A 19,013-nucleotide genomic window follows, 5' to 3' on the forward strand; every position below is an offset into this window, starting at 1 on the left:
TTCAAGATTATTTATTTAATTTTGCTTTGTAAGTTGGGTTCATTAAGTTTTCTACAGAAAGAATGTCATCTAATTGTTCTTCTGTTAATAAACCTTTTTCTAACACAACTTCACGTACGCCTTTGCCTGTTTGCGCACAGATTTTACCCACTAAGTCTCCGTTGTGGTGACCGATAAATGGATTTAAGTAAGTCACGATACCGATTGAATTAAACACGTAGTTTTCACAAATTTCTTTGTTTACAGTGATGCCATCCACACATTTATCGCGTAAGTTCACACAAGCATTCGTTAAGATATCAATAGATTCGAACATTGCTTGACCAATCACTGGTTCCATTACGTTTAATTGTAATTGACCTGCTTCAGATGCGAAGGTCACAGTGGTATCGTTACCAATTACTTTAAAGCATACTTGGTTCACCACTTCAGGAACAACTGGGTTTACTTTTGCTGGCATGATAGAAGAGCCCGCTTGTAATTCAGGTAAGTTAATTTCTTTAATACCAGCTCGTGGGCCAGAAGAAAGTAAACGTAAGTCATTACATACTTTAGAAAGTTTCACTGCGGTACGTTTTAATGCTCCGTGAACCATTACATAAGCACCACAGTCAGATGTTGCTTCGATTAAGTTTTCTGCCGGTACGCAAGCTAATCCGGTTACCTCAGCAAGGTGTTTTACAACTAGTTCTGTATAGCCTTGTGGCGTATTTAAACCTGTACCGATCGCTGTTGCACCAAGATTTACTTCAAGGAGTAAACTTGCTGTACGTTTTAAGTTACGCACTTCTTCTTCAAGTAATACCGCGAAAGCTTTGAATTCTTGACCAACAGTCATTGGCACAGCATCTTGCAATTGAGTACGACCCATTTTTAAGATGTTCGCAAACTCTTTTGCTTTATTATCAAAACCGTCGTGTAAATATTGAATTTTATCTATCAATTTTAAGATACTGTTATACACTGCAATACGGAAACCAGTAGGATACGCATCATTGGTTGATTGGCTTGCATTAACGTGGTCCATCGGGTTAATCACGTTATATTCGCCTTTTTTATGACCAATTTTTTCGAGCGCAAGGTTAGCAACCACTTCATTGGTATTCATATTGACAGAAGTACCTGCACCACCTTGATATACGTCTGATGGGAATTGATCCAAGCATTTTCCAGTGGTAAGAATTTCATCACAAGCAGCCACTATCGCTTTTGCAATATCACTTGGAATTGCACCTAGTTCACCATTGGCTAAAGCAGTTGCTTTTTTCACCATTACCATGCCACGTACAAACTCAGGCACGTCAGAAATAGTTACGTTAGAAATATTGAAATTTTCTACCGCTCTTAATGTATGAATACCCCAGTACGCTTCTGCTGGTACATCACGTTCGCCGAGTAAATCTACTTCTTTTCTAAATTGAGTCATTTGAATCACCTTTTCTGGTTAGTTAATTTGACGCCATTATAGAAATTTTAAGGAGAAAAAACTTGACCAAGATCACATTTTCAAGAAATGCTCTCAAGACATATTTTCATTTTTCGGATTAGTTTTTTTAGGGGAAAATAAGTTTTCTATCAATCTTACGCAGCTTTTAAATGCTCACCAATTTTCTCAAACAGTTTCTGAATTTGCTCTGCCCTATGCCCTAACACACGCACTATCACCCCACCTTCATTCAACTGAGATATACCAAGAAGTAAGGATTTATCCGTTTCTTGCTGTTGAAGCTGTTGTACTATCTGCTTAATTTCTCTAGATATTTTTTGTAAGTTAATGTAAACCAATGATCCCTGATGTGAAAAACCTTCCATTTGGCTTAACGCTGTTAAATTCATTTTAGCCGGTAACCACTGAATACAATCTAACATCAGCGGTTTAACTTTCCCATTTTCTTGCACAAGCTGAACTTTTAAATGAGAAGAAAATTGGCGAAATTCAAAACGTTCATCATTTGCCACTCTCCCAATAGCTACAATTTCACCATAAATTAGCGTACTCTCAGGTTGAATATTGATTAACGTTTTTTGCTTAAGAGCAGAATTCTTATGCAAAACCAACGGATGAGGTAAATAAAATAAACGACTTTTCTCGGCAAGTTGAATCAATGTATTTTGCTCGGCAAAATCATCCTCATTCATTGCCTGAACTCGAGTAAATGCCTGCGTATTTAAAGAAAGTGCGGTAGATTTTTCGAGCGTTATTTGAATATCAACTCGATCCCCTGCTAATAACCCTGGCGAAGAAGACATTTGCATTGCGCTAAGTCCATTTTCCCAAGAATCGGCATAAGCAGATAACGTCATTACTTTAAAAGGTGGCGTCACAAAGTATTCATTAAGTTGAGTTTTGCCGTTTGAGGAAAGTTTGGTTGAAAGTTTGAGGGTACTATTCATAATCTTTTCAATTTGTAAAAAACTCCCCTCTTTAAAGGAGAGGGGATGATTCTTTATCTTACTAATGCCTTAGGTTCTTCTACGTTCTTCAACAACGCATATTTTTCAATCCAACCAATCACGCCATCTAAATTTTCTTTCTTCATCAAGTTGGTAAAGATAAATGGTTGACCGTTACGCATACGGCGAGCATCGCGCTCCATAATGCTTAAATCCGCGCCAACAAATGGTGCAAGATCTGTTTTATTAATGACTAACAAATCTGAACGAGTGATACCTGGTCCACCTTTGCGAGGAATTTTTTCACCTTGTGCCACGTCAATCACGAAAATTGTCACGTCTGCTAAATCAGGGCTAAAAGTTGCCGATAAGTTATCACCGCCTGATTCGATAAAGACAATTTCCACATCAGGAAAACGCGCCACCATTTCATCGACCGCTTCTAAATTCATTGAGGCATCTTCACGAATTGCCGTATGTGGGCAACCACCTGTCTCTACGCCCATAATTCTCTCTGGCGGAAGTAAACTATTTTTCGTTAAAAATTCCGCATCTTCTTGGGTGTAAATATCGTTAGTAATTACTGCCACGCTATATTTACTCGCCATTTCGCGAGTGAGTTTTTCAATTAAGGCCGTTTTGCCCGCTCCAACAGGGCCTGCCACACCAATTTTAATGTAGTTACGCATAATGTTCCTGATTTGATTAATATGTCTTGAAATAAAATTAATGATTGTTAACGAATTACTGAAACAGAATCAACCTCCCCTTCAGCACCTATAAAACGGACTTCTGGCTGTAAACATACACCAAATTTAATTTCCACAGTATGACGCACATGACGAGCTAGATTTGCCACATCTTCACCAGTAGCTCCGCCCTTATTAATCAACACCAGTGCTTGTTTTTCATGTACTGCTGCTCCACCAATTTGATAACCTTTTAATTGACATTGATCGATTAACCATCCAGCAGCAAGTTTGACTGAGCCATCAGGTTGTGGAAAGTGCGGTAAATTTTCGTGATATTTTTTGATTTCCGCAAAATGCTCTGCACTCACTACGGGATTTTTAAAGAAACTTCCTGCATTACCAAATTCATCTGGGTTAGGCAATTTACTTTGACGAATTTGACATATTTCATCAAAAATTTGTTTTGCCGTAACTTTCAGAGAATCAAACTCAGTTAAAGAGCCATATTTTAGCACTGGCTGCCAGTTTTTGTTTAATTTCAATCCTATCGCAGTGATCACATAGCCAGACTGATAATGGTGTTTAAAGATACTGTCTCGATAACCGAATTCACATTCTTCAACTGTTAATCGAAATATTTCATGAGTACTTAAATTTAACACCTCTACATAATGGCATATATCTTTAAATTCTACGCCATAAGCACCAATATTTTGGATCGGTGCTGAGCCTGCGCAACCTGGAATGAGTGCAAGATTTTCCAAACCATAGATACCTTCATTTACACTCCATTCCACCAAATGATGCCAATTTTCGCCACCATTTACATGAAGATAATGAAAGTCAGTATCTTGTGTATGTGTAATCCCCATTAATCGATTAAGCACAACAATACCACTGAAGTCTGCTAAAAATAGCATATTGCTTCCTTGACCAAGGAAAAGTATGGGGAGATTCATTGCTTTTGCATGATCCCAAGCTTCTTGCAATTGTGCCACACTATGCGCATCAATAATTTCATGGGCTTGAACAGAAATATGAAAAGTATGAAAAGGTTGTAAATTTTGCATTTAAAATACCATTTTAGGATGCACTTATGCTTTGCTACTCGTGCATGAATTATCAAAAGTGTATGAATTTTTAAATTCACTCTACGTTTAAACTAGGGTATGAGGTAAAGTAATTTTTACCTGAGTCCCCCCCTCTTCTCGACGTCGAATATCTAATTCTGCATTCAATTGACGACAACGTTCTGTCATAATATTCAAACCATAATGTCCTTCGGGCTCTTCAAGATTAAGAATACCGATGCCATTATCTAGCACAGAAATTTCATACTCCCCCTCAGGGTTAATCAGGGCATGAATTTCAATGGCAGAACCTTTAGAATGTTTTATCGCATTTGTTGTTGCTTCACGTACGATTTGCAACACATGTACTAACTGCTGAGGATTTAAACTTTGTGAAGGCAAATGACTATTCACACTCATTTTCATACTAGTTTGAGCACGTAAAGAATCAATCACTTGCTCCAAAGCCAGTTGTAAGTTAGCTTCTTGAATCGTTAATCGGAATGTTGCTAAAAGTTCACGCAATTGTGCATAACCACCTGAAAGTGCTTGTTCAAAATCAGCAATAATCCCCAAGCTTTTTTCTCTTGCGTGTGGTTCTTCTTTCCTTAAATTATGTTTAAGCAACGTAAGTTGAATTTGCAGAAACGATAATACTTGAGCTAAAGAATCATGCAGTTCTCTTGCAATAATAGAACGTTCTTCCATCAACAAAAGCTGTTCTTGCTGACGCAAACTTTTATGGAAGTACAAAGCTCGTGCAAGCATTTGTGCCAAATTCTGCATCATTCTAGGGTCGGGACAAGGCAATCCTGATTGCCAAGAAAGTACACCTAAATCTTCATTATCTACCGATAGCACTTCAAGTTGTAAAGCCCGATGAGAATCCTGCTCTCCAAAAGCAATATTCCAATGCTCCGCCCCCATAACTTCTATTTTAATATATTGCAAATGCTCACTCACACGTATGAGATCTAATACTTGGCTTAAAATTTTATCATTAATGGAATTCGCATTAAGAATCTGTGAACTTTGATAAAGGTTTGTCAAAGAGCGGTTGGTTTGGCGTAATTTTTGTGTTTTTTCATTTACGGCATCTTCTAAACGAGAATAAAGTTGACCTAATTCCATCGACATTTGTGTAAAAACATGTGCCAATGTGCCCAATTCATTCTGTTTTGTTGTATCTAATGAAATATGATTAAACTGACGCATCTGCACTTGCATACTTGCTTTTGTCATTAGCTCTAAAGGTTTCACTACCTCACGATGAGTGTACCAAATCAAATAGGAAACCATGACCAAAATTAATAACATAGCCAAACAAAGTACAAATACGCCAAGGATCCATTTTTGCTCACTAAAACGCTGTAATTCAAACACAAAACGATCAACATCTGCGACATAATCCGTTAATTGTTCGCTATAACTTTTTACATTTTTCTGTTGGGCATATTTTTCCATTAATGCCCAACGCTGTAAAATGGTATGGTAGGATTGTTTGACTGCATCTGGAGTAAAAAATTGACGTTGAATTTCTAATAATGCAGATGAATGGAGACTAATATTATAATGCCGTAAATTAGCCTCGACTGTTGAGGGTTGAGATTGCATTTCATAGAGCAACCGATAGCTTTGCATGCGCAATGAACCTGAAATATTGATCGCTTCAGCATCATACTTATTGCTACTCATAATTGCTAAACTTAGTGAGCTAATAACACCAGAAACAATAAGGATAATAAATAAATATTTAGCAATACGTGTAGAAACAGAATGTTTAGTATGCACAGAAACTCCAATGAAATAACATCAATTTATAGATAAAAGTGCGGTTATTTTCTTACTTCTTTTTTAGTTGACTCCAAACTTTATCTTCCTGACCTCGCCATAAACGTTGAATATTATCGTGATGACGATAAATCAATAAACAACAAACTAAAGCAACAGGGAAAGTAAATTCAGGTTTAAACCACCATACATAAAAAGGCACAAGCAATGCCGCAAGTACGGCACTTAATGATGCATAACGACTAACAAGAAAGATCAATATCCACGTTCCAAACATTGAACCCGCAACAGCCCATGAAATAGGTGCTATCGCACCAAATGCAGTCGGTACACCTTTTCCTCCCTTAAATTGAAAGAACAGTGGGAAAATATGGCCTAAACATGCAGCTAAAGCAACCATACCTAATTCAAATTGAGTTAAACCTAAATAATAACCAGCCCATACGGGGAGCATCCCCTTTAAAAGATCAAGGATTAATACAATTAATGCAGCCCAATAATTACCAATACGAAATACATTTGTTACATCTGGGGTACATGAGCCATTTTGACGAGGATCAGGCAAGCCTGCAACGCGACAAATTAGAATAGCACTGGAAATAGAGCCTAAAAGATAGGCACAAAGCATATAAGAAAGGGCGAAAAGGCTCATTTTGTACTCCAGCAAGAAAAATTATTCGTTATTCTACCCAAAGTTGATAGCATACGCCTACAATAATTTTAGAGGAAATCTTATGGATCGTGTTTTTATTGAAGAATTGACTGTTTTTGCACAAATCGGTGTATATGATTGGGAACAGCAAATTAAGCAAAAACTTGTGTTTGATTTGGAAATGGCTTGGGATTGTAAACAAGCTGCGGAAACGGATGATGTTGCATATTGTTTGAATTATGCTGAAGTAAGCCAAGTGATAATTGATTATGTGGAAAGTAAACCTTTCTTGTTGATTGAGCGAGTGGCTTATGAAGTGGCAGATTTACTTGAGTCGCGTTATCAACTTCAAGGATTAAAAATTAAACTGAGTAAACCGAAAGCTGTTGCGCAAGCTCGAAATGTTGGCGTATTGATTGTACGTGGATGTTTAAAATAATGTAAAATTTTCGTAAAAACTTGTCGGCTTTTTAAACGAAATTGACTAAAATAGTCATGAGTTTTTACTGCAATAAAGGAGATTGCAATGAATATGAAAACCTTATTAGCACTAGCGGTTAGTGCGGTATGTTCAGTTGGTGTTGCGCAAGCACATGAGCATAATCATGATCACAATATGGCACCAAAAGGTGCTTCTATTGAAGTGAAAGTGCAACAACTTGATCCAGTAAATGGTAACAAAGATGTGGGTACAGTGACTATTACTGAATCTAACTATGGTCTTGTGTTTACCCCTAATTTACAAGGATTAAGCGAAGGCTTACATGGTTTCCACATCCATGAAAACCCAAGCTGTGAGCCAAAAGAAAAAGAGGGTAAATTGACTGCTGGTTTAGGCGCAGGCGGTCACTGGGATCCTAAAGGTGCAAAACAACACGGTTACCCATGGCAAGATGATGCACACTTAGGTGATTTACCTGCATTAACTGTATTACATGATGGTACAGCGACTAACCCTGTTTTAGCACCACGTCTTAAACATTTAGATGATGTTCGCGGTCACTCTATTATGATCCATGCTGGTGGTGATAATCACTCCGATCATCCAGCTCCACTTGGCGGTGGCGGCCCACGTATGGCATGTGGCGTGATTAAATAATTCGATTGTTCGAAACGAAAAGTGCGGTGAATTTTCACCGCACTTTTTTGTTAGATATTTAGCGTTTAATTCACGACTTCAGCAGTATATTTCAGCTTATGAATCGCATCGAATAATTGCTGGTTTGTGACTTTGGGATCTTCCACAACCGTCACTAAACCATCTTTAATAGATGCTTTTGTTGAAATTACGCCATCAATATTTCGTAACTCTTTATTCACTAAGTAAGCGCAAAGCTGGCAATTCATTTCTTTTACTTTTAGCATAATTTGTTTGGTTTCATTCGCATGAGCGAAAGAAATTGCAAACAACGAAAGCAAAAGTGCGATACATAATTTCTTCATTTTTATTCCTAATTAGCTAATTCTAAAATCCAAGGCAAAATTGTTGGATAGGTTAAGAAAAAAATCATCACGATAAATACAATCCAATATAAAATGATGAGTTTTTTACGGGAAATATATTTGCTACAAATGATTTTTTTGGAAAACATCAACAGCCAAAATCCATAGGCAAAGGCACATAATGAAATAATGAGCATTGGAATACGCAAATAATCATATTCGCCTAAGCCAATCAACCAAGTAGATGATACGCCGAACACTAAATAGATTAATGGTGCGATGCAGCACAAAGTTGATGCCACCGCGGCGCTAAGTGCGGTGGCTATGGCAACCCAAAAGGATTTATTAGAGTTTTTTAGAGACGTAGTCATATTTAAATTCTTTTGGATCAAAGGAATTTAACGGATCGCCACCTACTTCTGCATATGGATAGCCGAAGTTATTGATTGGAGCCAGTTCTGGTTGTGGATATAAATCGAAGTCACGAGCATGATTAAATCCGACCCAGTTTGCTTCCCAGTTACCAAACAAATATTTTGCTACGGCTTGTGTATCTTTATCTTCAACAGATTTTTTCTCTGCTAAGCGCATTTTGGCAACGTCTGCGGAATCAACTGGTACCCATCCAAACCCTGCAAGGTAGAATTCAGCTCGACAGTGTTGGCCACCACTTACGTTTGCGATTCCATGTTCATTCGCACTACCGAAAGCACCTTTGGAATATTTGCCCATTTTCTCTGCCGCACCTAAGCGAATACCAAAAATTTCACGAGCTGGGATGCCTGCCGCACGAGCAAGTGCCACAAATACAGAATTAATATCGGTACATTTACCTTTTAATACGCCAGTGGTAAGAATTTTTTCTACATCGCCGTCGCCACAACCTAATACAGAATTATCACGTTCCATATTTTTTACGATCCAATGGTGAATAAGTTCTGCTTTTTTCAATGGATTCGTTTCTTTACCTACGATTTTGTCAGCAAATTCTTTCACTATGCCATCAGTTTTAATGTGTTGAGTAGCTTTTAAGTACTCTTGTACATCCACGGAATACTGAATATCTTTTGGCGGAGTATAATTCTCTAAAGCACCTTTCACCATTGGCTCACGGTCTTTTGTTTCAATGACCATAGTGACTTTTAAATCACGTTTTTGTGCATCTTTATCCCAAGTGGCAAACAAGGTTTTCGCACCGTATTTATTGTTTTCTGTTACATAGGCATTCATGTAATTACCTTCAAAGTGAATTGATTTCACCTGTTGGTATTCCCCATTAAATGGCAATGGAACCCATAAATTGGTTTGTCCTTGCGAGCCTTTTGGCACAACTAAATCATAGGTTTGCGTGAATTCGTAAAGATGGGTGTCTGTATTGTAGTTTGGAATATTGGTGTTTGCATGAGCTAACGAGCCACATGCAGAAAGCACCGCAACTGCGATAAGTTTCTTCATGAAGAGATCCTCTAGTTAATAATAGTTAAACTTAACATATTAGATAAACTAATACGCTACTATGCTAACGGATTTTTGAGCAATAATTCAACCGTTTTGCGTAAACTTTTTATTTTTCCTATATAAAAAATATTTTATTTTCCAACCGCACTTTCCTTCTAACATTTGACACCCCTAGCCCTTACACCTATTATTCCCTCGTTATTTATTAAGATTTACGGAACAAAATAATGATGGTGAATAAAACCGCTCAACTTAAACAAGCTCTAGAAAATCGTATTCTCATTTTAGATGGTGCGATGGGGACGATGATCCAAAAATACAAACTTACTGAGGCTGATTTTAGAGGCGAGCGTTTTAAAGAAAGTGAGGTTGATTTACGTGGCAATAATGACTTGCTCACCTTAACCCAACCCCTGTTAATTTCCGCTATTCATGAGAAATATTTGGCAGCGGGTGCAGATATTATTGAAACCAATACTTTTAGTTCAACGACGATTGCTCAAGCGGATTACGACTTGCAATCTATCGCTTATGAACTCAATTTTGTTGGCGCAAAATTAGCTCGTTCGGCAGCAGATAAATATAGTACGCCAGAAAAACCTCGCTTTATCGCCGGCGTGTTAGGCCCAACAAACCGTACTGCTTCCATTTCACCCGATGTAAATGATCCCGGTTTCCGCAATGTTACTTTTATGGAGTTGGTGGATGCTTATGCCCAAGCAACAAAAGGCTTAATCGAAGGTGGTGCGGATTTAATTATGATCGAAACCATTTTTGACACGCTTAACGCTAAAGCGGCAGTTTTTGCCATTGAAAGTGTATTCGAAGAATTAGGCGTAGAATTGCCAATCATGATTTCCGGCACCATTACCGATGCTTCAGGGCGTACCCTTTCAGGGCAGACAACCGAGGCTTTCTATAACTCCCTCCGTCACGCAAAACCGCTCACTTTCGGTTTGAACTGTGCTTTAGGTCCAAAAGAATTACGTCAATATGTGGAACAGCTTTCAAAAATCAGTGAAACCTATGTTTCTGTGCATCCGAACGCGGGCTTGCCGAATGCTTTTGGTGGTTATGATTTAGAGGCAGAAGAGATGGCTGCTCATTTAAAAGAGTGGGCAGAAAGTGGCTTTGTGAACATTATCGGCGGTTGTTGCGGCACTACACCGGAACATATTAAAGCCTTTGCTGAAGCGGTAGAAAATATCCCGCCACGCAAATTGCCACAAATTAAAACCGCCATGCGTTTATCGGGTTTAGAACCACTCAACATTGATGATGAAAGCCTATTTGTGAACGTGGGCGAGCGTAATAATGTGACAGGTTCGGCAAAATTCAAACGCTTAATTAAAGAAGACAAATTTGCCGAAGCCATTGAAATTGCCATCAACCAAGTGGAAAACGGCGCACAAGTGATCGACGTGAACATGGACGAAGCCTTGCTTGACGGCAAAAAATGCATGACCCGTTTCCTCAATATTATGGCAACCGAGCCTGATGCAGCAAAAGTGCCGGTGATGATCGACTCCTCCAAATGGGAAGTGATTGAAGCAGGCTTGCAATCGGTGCAAGGTAAACCAATTGTGAACTCTATTTCCTTAAAAGAAGGCGAGGAAAAATTTATTCATCAGGCTAAATTGGTGCGTAAATACGGCGCGGCCGTTGTGGTGATGGCATTTGATGAAGTGGGGCAAGCCGATACCGAAGAGCGTAAAGTGGAAATCTGTACCCGTGCCTATAACATCTTAGTCGAGCAAGTTGGCTTCCCGCCGGAAGATATTATTTTCGACCCGAATATTTTCGCCATCGGCACCGGGATTGAAGAACACAATAACTACGGCGTGGATTTCATTAATGCCACGGGTCGTATTAAACGCTCTTTACCGCATGCGAAAATTTCGGGCGGTGTGTCAAACGTGTCCTTCTCCTTCCGTGGCAACAACGTAATGCGTGAAGCTATTCACGCAGTATTCCTCTATCACGCCATCAAACAAGGCATGGACATGGGGATCGTGAATGCGGGGCAACTTGCCATTTATGATGATCTTGATCCTGAATTGCGTAATGTAATCGAAGATGCCGTATTAAACCGTACACCGGATGGTACAGAACGTTTACTGGATATTGCGGAAAAATATCGCAACCAAGGTAACGACGAAAGTGCGGTGGATTCTGTGGCCGAATGGCGTACGTGGCCGGTGGAAGAGCGCTTGAAACATGCCCTCGTGAAAGGCATTACCACGCACATCATCGAAGACACCGAAGAAGCCCGCCAAAAATTGCCAACACCGTTAGAGGTGATCGAAGGCCCACTCATGGCGGGCATGGATGTGGTGGGCGATTTGTTTGGCGACGGCAAAATGTTTCTGCCGCAAGTGGTAAAATCCGCACGAGTGATGAAACAATCCGTGGCGTATTTAGAGCCGTTTATTAACGCGACCAAACAAAAAGGCTCCAGCAACGGCAAAGTGGTGATCGCCACCGTGAAAGGTGACGTGCATGACATTGGCAAAAACATCGTGAGCGTGGTGTTGCAATGTAATAACTTTGAAGTGATTGATTTAGGCGTGATGGTGCCGGCGGACAAGATCATTCAAACGGCGATTGATGAAAAAGCGGATATTATCGGCTTGAGCGGTTTGATTACGCCATCTTTAGACGAAATGGAATACTTCCTCGGCGAAATGACACGTTTAGGTTTGGATTTGCCTGTCTTGATTGGCGGTGCAACGACCTCCAAAGAACATACCGCCATTAAACTTTATCCAAAATACAAGCAACATGGTGTGTTCTATACCTCGAACGCATCTCGTGCGGTAACGGTGTGTGCCACGTTGATGAACCCGGAAGGGCGTGCGGCATTGTGGGAACAATTCAAGAAAGATTATGAGAAAATTCAGCAATCTTTCTCTAACCGTAAACCACTGCGTAAACAGCTTAGCATTGAAGAAGCACGAGCAAACCGCTTTGATGGCTTTAGTGGTGAATGGGCAGATTATGTGCCGCCAACACCAAAACAAACCAGCATTGTGGAATTTAAAAACGTACCAATTGCCGAGCTGCGCAAATTTATCGACTGGTCGCCATTCTTCCGTATTTGGGGATTAATGGGTGGCTATCCGGATGCCTTTGATTATCCTGAGGGTGGAGAAGAAGCCCGTCGTGTATGGAATGATGCACAAGTCGTTTTAGATGAATTAGAGCAAAACCACAAACTAAACCCAAGCGGTATTTTAGGTATTTTTCCTGCGGAACGTGTGGGCGATGATGTGGTGCTATTTTCTGATGAAGAACGCACACAAACCATTGGCACCGCTTACGGCTTACGCCAACAAACGGAACGTGGCAAAAACAGCAAGAGCCCATTTAACTTCTGCTTAAGCGACTTTATTGCTGATCGCAAAAGCGGTAAAAAAGACTGGTTCGGTATGTTTGCCGTCTGTGCGGGTATTGAAGAAATGGAATTAGTGGAAGGCTATAAAGCAGCGGGCGACGACTACAACGCTATCTTACTACAAGCAGTGGGCGACCGCTTAGCGGAAGCCATGGCAGAATACCTGCACTTTGAGCTCCGCACCCGCATTTGGGGCTACACGCAAGAGGAATTCGACAACCAAGGGTTAATCAATGAAAACTATGTCGGCATCCGCCCTGCTCCGGGCTATCCAAGCTGCCCGGAACATACCGAAAAAACCTTGATTTGGGATTTATTAGAAGTAGAACAACGCATAGGCATGAAACTCACCGAAAGCTACGCCATGTGGCCGGCTGCTTCTGTCTGCGGTTGGTACTTCACCCATCCGGCAAGTAACTATTTCACACTTGGTCGCATTGATGAAGATCAAGCTAAAGATTATGCCAAACGTAAAGGTTGGGATGAGAGGGAGATGATGAAGTGGTTGGGTGTGGCGATGAAGTAGGTAAAATATAGGATGGACTAACGCTACTCAATATGTTGAATTTTAATAATTTCACAAATTTATTTGTAAAGCTTATATTTACCTTATCATCAAATAATATTTGATTATTGGAGAATTACATGATTACCTTTAAATATAATTGCCCTCATTGTGGAACTGAAAATAGTGGGTTTGAAGTAAGAACTTATTATGAAAATAAAAAATATCGTAATGAATCAATATTTTCTATATTAGCAACTTGTAATACCTGTGATCGCAGCATGATTTCAGATATAAAACTTAATAATGGCTATGATTATGGACACACGACCATTAGTGAATTTAGAGCTAAATTAGATAGTTCTACTAATTATAATCTAGGGGAAGCATATACTGGATATATAAAATTTCAACCTAATAATCAACTTAAGGCAGAAATCCCAGAAAATTTACCTGATCGTGTCATTGATGAACTCAAGACCGCGGAAGAATTATATATGCAAGTTAAAGCTAAGCCTAATTTTATTAAAGTATCTGGTAATGCATACCGAACTACACTAGAACGAGCACTATGTGAGTTAGCTGAAAATGATTCTCGAGCTAGATTAGACAAACGAATTGAAAATCTTTTTAAAAATGGAAAACTTACAGAGGATCTTAAAAATTTCGCATTGCATATTCGCTCTTTAAGCGCAGATGCTTCACATACTTATAATGAGTTTTCTTTAGATGAATTGAATGAACTTCGAATATTCACTCAATTATTCTTGCGTTATACCTTTACATTACCAGCAATGATCCCAGATGATTCAAAAGAAAATGTAACCGAAAATACAAATTAGTAACTTCTCTCCCCCTTGATGGCGCAAGCGTCTTCGCTTGTGCCTATCAACTAAAAGTGCGGTCAGAAAATCCAACGGATTTTGAACATTGACTCTGCCAACGGTTAAAATACAATTTGCAATGTTTATTAAATAGCACCAGTGTGGACGCTGGCGGTATCTTTCGTGGCGATAAAGTAGAAACTCATCGAAAATTAGTCACACGATGTATCACAGAGTGGAATTTATTCCACTCTAATCCAGCTTTACTTAAGAATAGTATAAATATAAACTGCTTAAGACAAACAGAATAACCGCTATACCTACAAGAGGCTTTTTGGGAAAAAGTTTATCTATCATTTTTGATAATTGAATAATACTTTTGAATATTAAAAAAATGAAAATAAATATAGGGAAAGTAATCAACCAAATTAATATATAATAAACCAAGATAATTGCCATTATGGAAAGTGTATACATTAGTGCAATTTTTACTTTATATAAACTATCATTTTGATCTATTATACTTGTGAGTTTAAACTGCCCTTTTATTATATCATCTAATATAAGAAGGTTGTTTGAACTCATGATGTAGTCTAAGAATAGTATAACTATAGGTGTAAGTACAAATAAAATTAGCTCTTTATGAATTAATTTATTAACTTCAATCTTATGATTTAATACCCAAGATATAGATAACCATACATAAAATGAACCTAGTAGTAAGTAAAGAAGAAAGCTTAGATCTTTTACAAGATTATGGTATATATTAGATATGAACAGAAATATTGTAAATGTAAATAACGTAATAATTTTTGCGAGCTTACTCAATTTGATTAGTAAGTCCCTTACCAATGAATCTTTAATAAAATCATTAAAGCTCTTATATTTATCTTCGATATTATGAACTACTTTCGCTAGAGTGGCATTTTGTAAAATTAATTCACCAGCCAAATACAAACAAGTTAAAATAGAAATAAACACACATATATGTTTCATTTTTTGTCCTTTTATTATAACCCCAATTTCACTAAAAAATACTTCAAAAACTGACTGCACTTTATTTAATTTCCAAGGCACACATTAGGAAACTCGCATCGCATAAGCTTTAAACACAAAAAATTGCGGTAAAAATTTTCAACGTTTTGGATTTATTGCAGCAACCAATCCACCACATAAATCACTTCAATCCCATCAATCTCTGTTTGTTCGTAATATTTTCCCGTAATTAAGATCTTTTTATAATTATTTTTAATATGCAAAAGATTATCTGTTTCGTGGGTATTTTCAGGGATTTCAAAGGCGACTTGCACATATAAAATCTCATCGGCTTTTCGGGCAATAAAATCAATTTCTTTGCTGTCGAGTTTACCCACATCAATGGTATAACCTCGTCTAAGCAATTCAATAAAGACGATATTTTCTAAGCGATTGGCATAATTCGCACCTTTTTTGCCGATGGCGTGTCGCCTTAACCCGTTATCCACAATAAAATATTTCGCATTGGTTTTTAAATAGCCTTTTCCGCGAATATCATATTGTTTTGCTTTATAGAAAAGGAAAGCATTTTCTAACAAATCAAGATATTTGCTGATCGTATGGTTTGAGGTGGGAACACGTTCTGACGTGAGCGTGTTGCTAATTTTGCTCGGATTCACCAATTGCCCTACGTTATCCGCCAAAAAGAGAATCACGCTTTTAAGAATATGGGTATCTTTCACGCCAGCGCGATGAGCAATGTCATTCAGCACAATGGAATCAAAAATACCAGATAAAATCGTTTCTTTTAAAGGTTCATCAGCAATAGCAACACTAGGAAAACCGCCATATTTTTCATATTCTGAATAGAGTTTATCCACCAATCTTGATTGGCTATCCACATTTTTGGCGTGCAAAAATTCTTTGAAAGAAAGCGGGTAAATTTTGATTTCTACATACCGACCGCTTAACAAGGTTGCAAGCTCACCGGAAAGCAAGTTGGCATTGGAACCTGTAATCACGATATCGGTGTTAAAACTCACACGAAGCGCATTGACGATTTTTTGCCAACCTTCTACAAACTGAATTTCATCAATCAGAAAGTAAGTTTTCTCTTGAGAGGAGAGCATTTTTTCTTGAATAAGCTGTTGGAAATCTTGAGCGTCTTTCACCCATTGATATTCAAAAGATTCAAAATTGAGATAAAGAATGTTTTCGGAAGCAATGCCTTGTTGTTGAAGGTAATCACGGTATTGCATGAGTAGCACTGATTTACCAGAACGACGAACACCCGAGATCACTTTGATAAAATCGGTATCTTTAAATTGAATTAGTTGCTGTAAATAATTTTCACGAGAGATCATTGTTTTACTCATTAGAAGTTAATTTCATATTTGTAAAAAGTTTACAAAATTTGGAAGTTAATTTCCATATTTTATTTTTTTGCGTGTATTTGGAATTACATTCCCAGTTTTTGTTGCGGTTTTTTAGTCTCATTCCAATCCCTTGCACAATCCCCAATTTCCGCTATCATACGCGCTTTCTTATTTCTCGGAATTTTGTATTTATGAATAAATTAAAGATGGCGTTGTTTGTGGGTGTCCTTGTGAGTTTATTTGCTTGTACCACAACACATCAGCCGAAGAAAACGGTTAAATCTCGATTTTTAAAGAATAATATTAGTCAAAATGAGTTAAATAATTCTGTTAATTACAAGCCATATCATTATCGTTGTAGTAATAAAGAAACTGGGGGAATTTCTCATTTAACGACTTATTTCCCTCTGTCGCGTGAAAGCCGTATGAAAGATAACTTCGGGTTTTATTTCCAGCTAGATAATGGCAAGGCGGTGCCTTTTGATCATTCATACACGCTGACACTGAATGCGCGCGGTACAAAATTTGAAGTGGTTTATCGTTCGTATGATCCGATTCAAGGAAGTTATGTGGATTTAATCGCGCGATCTCAAAGTTCAATTTACTACAAGAATCAACAAGGCAAGCAAGTTCCTTGGTTGATTTGTAAGGGCGGTTGATTTTTCTCGAAAATAACTTTTACTTTCACCGAAATGAGAAATTGGAATTAGTTTTCCAATTTCTCTATTCCATAAATCTCTCTTCTTTCTACATCAAATTTCACGCTTATATCAAAGGCTTTTGCAAGATTCGCTGAATTTAGCACCGCTTGTGTTTTGCCTGTCGCAATGATTTTGCCTTTGTCGAGCAAAATCACTTCATCACAGTATTTATATGCAAGGGATAAATGATGGATCGCTACAACGCAAGTATGCTGTGGCGTGAGCGATTTTAATTGTTCCATCATATCTATTTGATAATAGGGATCGAGTGGTGCGATTGGTTCATCGGCAAGCAATAGCGGCGCATTTTTGATACAACAACGAGCAAGTTGTACACGGGCTTTTTCTCCGCCTGATAGTTTCTGAAAGGATTTATTAAGCAAATGTGCTATCGAAAATTTTTGTGAAATCTCTGTGATTTTTGACCGCTCTTTTACTGAGGATAATGGTGAATTTAAGCCAAGAGCAATGACATCATAAACCGATAAATCCCAATGGATATTGGTATCTTGCGCCAGATAAGCGAGTTGCTGGCTTTTTTCAGCTGTACTCATTTTGCTTAACGGGCTGTTTCCAAAATAAATTTCACCTTTTGCAATAGGTAAAATTCCTGCAATTGTTTTGAGCAAAGTTGATTTGCCTGCACCGTTTGCGCCCATAATGCCGAGCAGTTTTCCTTTAGGAAGTGTGCAGCTGATGTTGTTTAAGCCATAAGGCTGAGAAAGGTTTTCGATTCTAATCATTATCTTGCTAACTTGCGTTGCTCCGTAATTAAAATCCAAATTAAGCAAGGTGCGCCAATGATTGCGATGAGAGTGCCAATATAAATATGTGAGAAGATTGGAATATATTGCACGCAAAGATCCGCAATAAGTAGCAATAATGCGCCAAGTAATGCACTGGTAATGTAAAGTTGCGAAGGGCGTTTTTTTAGCAGAAGGCGAGCAAAGTGCGGTGCGATTAAGCCAATAAAACCGATAGTGCCTGTTTGCGGAATCGTAGCACCAACTAATAATGCAACACCAAAGGTCGTGATGAAAAAGCTACGTTTAGGATTCACGCCCATTGTGCTCGCGGTTTCTTCACCGAAGGTGAGCAAGTCAATATAGCGGCGTTCTCGATATAAACAGAACAATCCCAATAATGCGATTGGAAGTGAAATAAGTAGTGTATCAAGTTTTGCCCACACAAGAGAACCTTGTAGCCAGCGGTAGAGTTCAGCTAACGCCCATGGGCTTTCTGCGTTCGAAAGTAGCAATGCGACGGCAGCCGAGAGCAACATATTGACGGCTAAACCACTTAAAATCATCGCCGTTGTGCCATGATTTTTAGCGATTAAATAAACCAATAAAAAACTAGATAATGCTCCAGCTACACCGCCAATAAGCAACAGACTTAAGGGTACGGAAAAATAGTAAAGCAAAAAGACACTGGTAGTGGTTGCACCGGCACTACTTCCCAACAAGCCAGGGCTTGCCAGTGGATTTTGAAATATTCCCTGCATTGCATTGCCCGCTAAAGCAAGACTTGCACCAGTTAAAATGGCTAATCCGATGCGCGGTAGGCGAATATCAAGGAATACGAGCGAGCGCATATCCGTGAGCACACCATCGGCATTTTTGAGATGAGCAAAATCGCCGAGCTGATGATAAATTGCAAACCCGCTAATTAACAGCAACGCTAAGAAAAGTGCGGTATTTAATTTTAGTGTTTTAGTCAATGAACAATTTCCTATGTA

The 19,013-nt window shown here is 38.6% G+C and carries 18 protein-coding genes; 5 read left to right on the forward strand and 13 right to left on the reverse strand.

All coding sequences use genetic code 11. The features are described 5' to 3' along the window. Positions 1 to 7: 7 nt before the first annotated feature. From aspA to plsY, 6 genes are all read right to left on the reverse strand, one after another. A complete protein-coding gene (gene aspA, locus C3V42_RS02985) occupies positions 8 to 1,426 on the reverse strand; it encodes an aspartate ammonia-lyase (protein ID WP_106013589.1) in 1,419 nt (472 codons plus the stop codon). Between the two features lie 155 nt (positions 1,427 to 1,581). Then, the gene (locus tag C3V42_RS02990; protein ID WP_106013590.1) at positions 1,582 to 2,394 is read right to left on the reverse strand and encodes an urease accessory protein UreD; all 813 of its coding nucleotides are present in this window, start codon (positions 2,392 to 2,394) and stop codon (positions 1,582 to 1,584) included. Positions 2,395 to 2,447: 53 nt separating this feature from the next. Next, positions 2,448 to 3,083 carry an urease accessory protein UreG gene (gene ureG, locus C3V42_RS02995; protein WP_106013591.1) on the reverse strand — a complete coding sequence of 212 codons (636 nt, stop codon included), beginning with the start codon at positions 3,081 to 3,083 and terminating at the stop codon, positions 2,448 to 2,450. A gap of 47 nt (positions 3,084 to 3,130) precedes the next feature. Then, a complete protein-coding gene (gene murB, locus C3V42_RS03000; protein WP_106013592.1) occupies positions 3,131 to 4,156 on the reverse strand; it encodes a UDP-N-acetylmuramate dehydrogenase in 1,026 nt (341 codons plus the stop codon). 87 nt (positions 4,157 to 4,243) lie between these two features. Next, a complete protein-coding gene (narQ, locus tag C3V42_RS03005) occupies positions 4,244 to 5,947 on the reverse strand; it encodes a nitrate/nitrite two-component system sensor histidine kinase NarQ (protein WP_106013593.1) in 1,704 nt (567 codons plus the stop codon). A 52-nt stretch (positions 5,948 to 5,999) separates the two neighbouring features. Then, positions 6,000 to 6,599: a glycerol-3-phosphate 1-O-acyltransferase PlsY gene (gene plsY, locus C3V42_RS03010; protein WP_106013594.1), complete on the reverse strand. Its 600-nt coding sequence runs from the start codon at positions 6,597 to 6,599 to the stop codon at positions 6,000 to 6,002. Positions 6,600 to 6,681: 82 nt separating this feature from the next. Between plsY and folB the strand changes: the two genes are divergently transcribed. Together folB and sodC are read left to right on the forward strand one after the other, a co-directional pair. Then, complete coding sequence (gene folB / locus C3V42_RS03015) at positions 6,682 to 7,038, forward strand: dihydroneopterin aldolase (RefSeq protein WP_065246561.1); 357 nt, start codon at positions 6,682 to 6,684, stop codon at positions 7,036 to 7,038. Positions 7,039 to 7,125: 87 nt separating this feature from the next. Further along, the gene (sodC, locus tag C3V42_RS03020; RefSeq protein WP_005626862.1) at positions 7,126 to 7,698 is read left to right on the forward strand and encodes a superoxide dismutase family protein; all 573 of its coding nucleotides are present in this window, start codon (positions 7,126 to 7,128) and stop codon (positions 7,696 to 7,698) included. 65 nt (positions 7,699 to 7,763) lie between these two features. Here the strand turns inward: sodC and C3V42_RS03025 are convergent, their stop codons facing one another. Genes C3V42_RS03025 through C3V42_RS03035 form a run of 3 tightly spaced genes read right to left on the reverse strand, consistent with a single transcriptional unit; the run spans position 7,764 to position 9,497 of the window. Further along, complete coding sequence (locus tag C3V42_RS03025) at positions 7,764 to 8,042, reverse strand: heavy-metal-associated domain-containing protein (RefSeq protein WP_106013595.1); 279 nt, start codon at positions 8,040 to 8,042, stop codon at positions 7,764 to 7,766. An 8-nt stretch (positions 8,043 to 8,050) separates the two neighbouring features. Next, positions 8,051 to 8,413 carry a hypothetical protein gene (locus C3V42_RS03030; RefSeq protein WP_164994217.1) on the reverse strand — a complete coding sequence of 121 codons (363 nt, stop codon included), beginning with the start codon at positions 8,411 to 8,413 and terminating at the stop codon, positions 8,051 to 8,053. Further along, positions 8,388 to 9,497, reverse strand: coding sequence for a transglutaminase family protein (locus C3V42_RS03035; RefSeq protein ID WP_106013596.1), 1,110 nt, complete (start codon positions 9,495 to 9,497; stop codon positions 8,388 to 8,390). The genes C3V42_RS03030 and C3V42_RS03035 overlap by 26 nt, the downstream gene beginning before the upstream one ends. Before the next feature lie 230 nt (positions 9,498 to 9,727). Here C3V42_RS03035 and metH point away from each other — a divergent pair, with 230 nt between their 5' ends. Continuing rightward, complete coding sequence (gene metH / locus C3V42_RS03040; protein ID WP_106013597.1) at positions 9,728 to 13,420, forward strand: methionine synthase; 3,693 nt, start codon at positions 9,728 to 9,730, stop codon at positions 13,418 to 13,420. A gap of 119 nt (positions 13,421 to 13,539) precedes the next feature. Next, positions 13,540 to 14,241: a DUF4145 domain-containing protein gene (locus C3V42_RS03045; protein WP_106013598.1), complete on the forward strand. Its 702-nt coding sequence runs from the start codon at positions 13,540 to 13,542 to the stop codon at positions 14,239 to 14,241. 249 nt (positions 14,242 to 14,490) lie between these two features. Here C3V42_RS03045 and C3V42_RS03050 read toward each other — a convergent pair whose 3' ends face one another. Together C3V42_RS03050 and C3V42_RS03055 are read right to left on the reverse strand one after the other, a co-directional pair. Further along, positions 14,491 to 15,219 (reverse strand): hypothetical protein, encoded by a 729-nt coding sequence (locus C3V42_RS03050; RefSeq protein WP_106013599.1) that lies wholly within the window; start codon positions 15,217 to 15,219, stop codon positions 14,491 to 14,493. A gap of 152 nt (positions 15,220 to 15,371) precedes the next feature. Next, complete coding sequence (locus C3V42_RS03055; protein WP_106013600.1) at positions 15,372 to 16,574, reverse strand: ATP-binding protein; 1,203 nt, start codon at positions 16,572 to 16,574, stop codon at positions 15,372 to 15,374. A gap of 191 nt (positions 16,575 to 16,765) precedes the next feature. Here C3V42_RS03055 and C3V42_RS03060 point away from each other — a divergent pair, with 191 nt between their 5' ends. After that, on the forward strand, positions 16,766 to 17,233 hold the full coding sequence (locus tag C3V42_RS03060) for a hypothetical protein (protein WP_106013601.1): 468 nt from the start codon (positions 16,766 to 16,768) through the stop codon (positions 17,231 to 17,233). 47 nt (positions 17,234 to 17,280) lie between these two features. Here C3V42_RS03060 and C3V42_RS03065 read toward each other — a convergent pair whose 3' ends face one another. Both C3V42_RS03065 and C3V42_RS03070 read right to left on the reverse strand, forming a co-directional pair. Further along, a complete protein-coding gene (locus C3V42_RS03065; RefSeq protein ID WP_106013602.1) occupies positions 17,281 to 18,018 on the reverse strand; it encodes an ABC transporter ATP-binding protein in 738 nt (245 codons plus the stop codon). Then, the gene (locus C3V42_RS03070; protein ID WP_106013603.1) at positions 18,018 to 18,995 is read right to left on the reverse strand and encodes an iron ABC transporter permease; all 978 of its coding nucleotides are present in this window, start codon (positions 18,993 to 18,995) and stop codon (positions 18,018 to 18,020) included. Before C3V42_RS03070 ends, C3V42_RS03065 begins: the two co-directional genes overlap by 1 nt. Between the last annotated feature and the right edge of the window lie 18 nt (positions 18,996 to 19,013).

Source organism: Haemophilus sp. oral taxon 036 (assembly GCF_002998595.1).
GTDB classification, from domain to species: Bacteria; Pseudomonadota; Gammaproteobacteria; order Enterobacterales; family Pasteurellaceae; genus Haemophilus; species Haemophilus haemolyticus_K.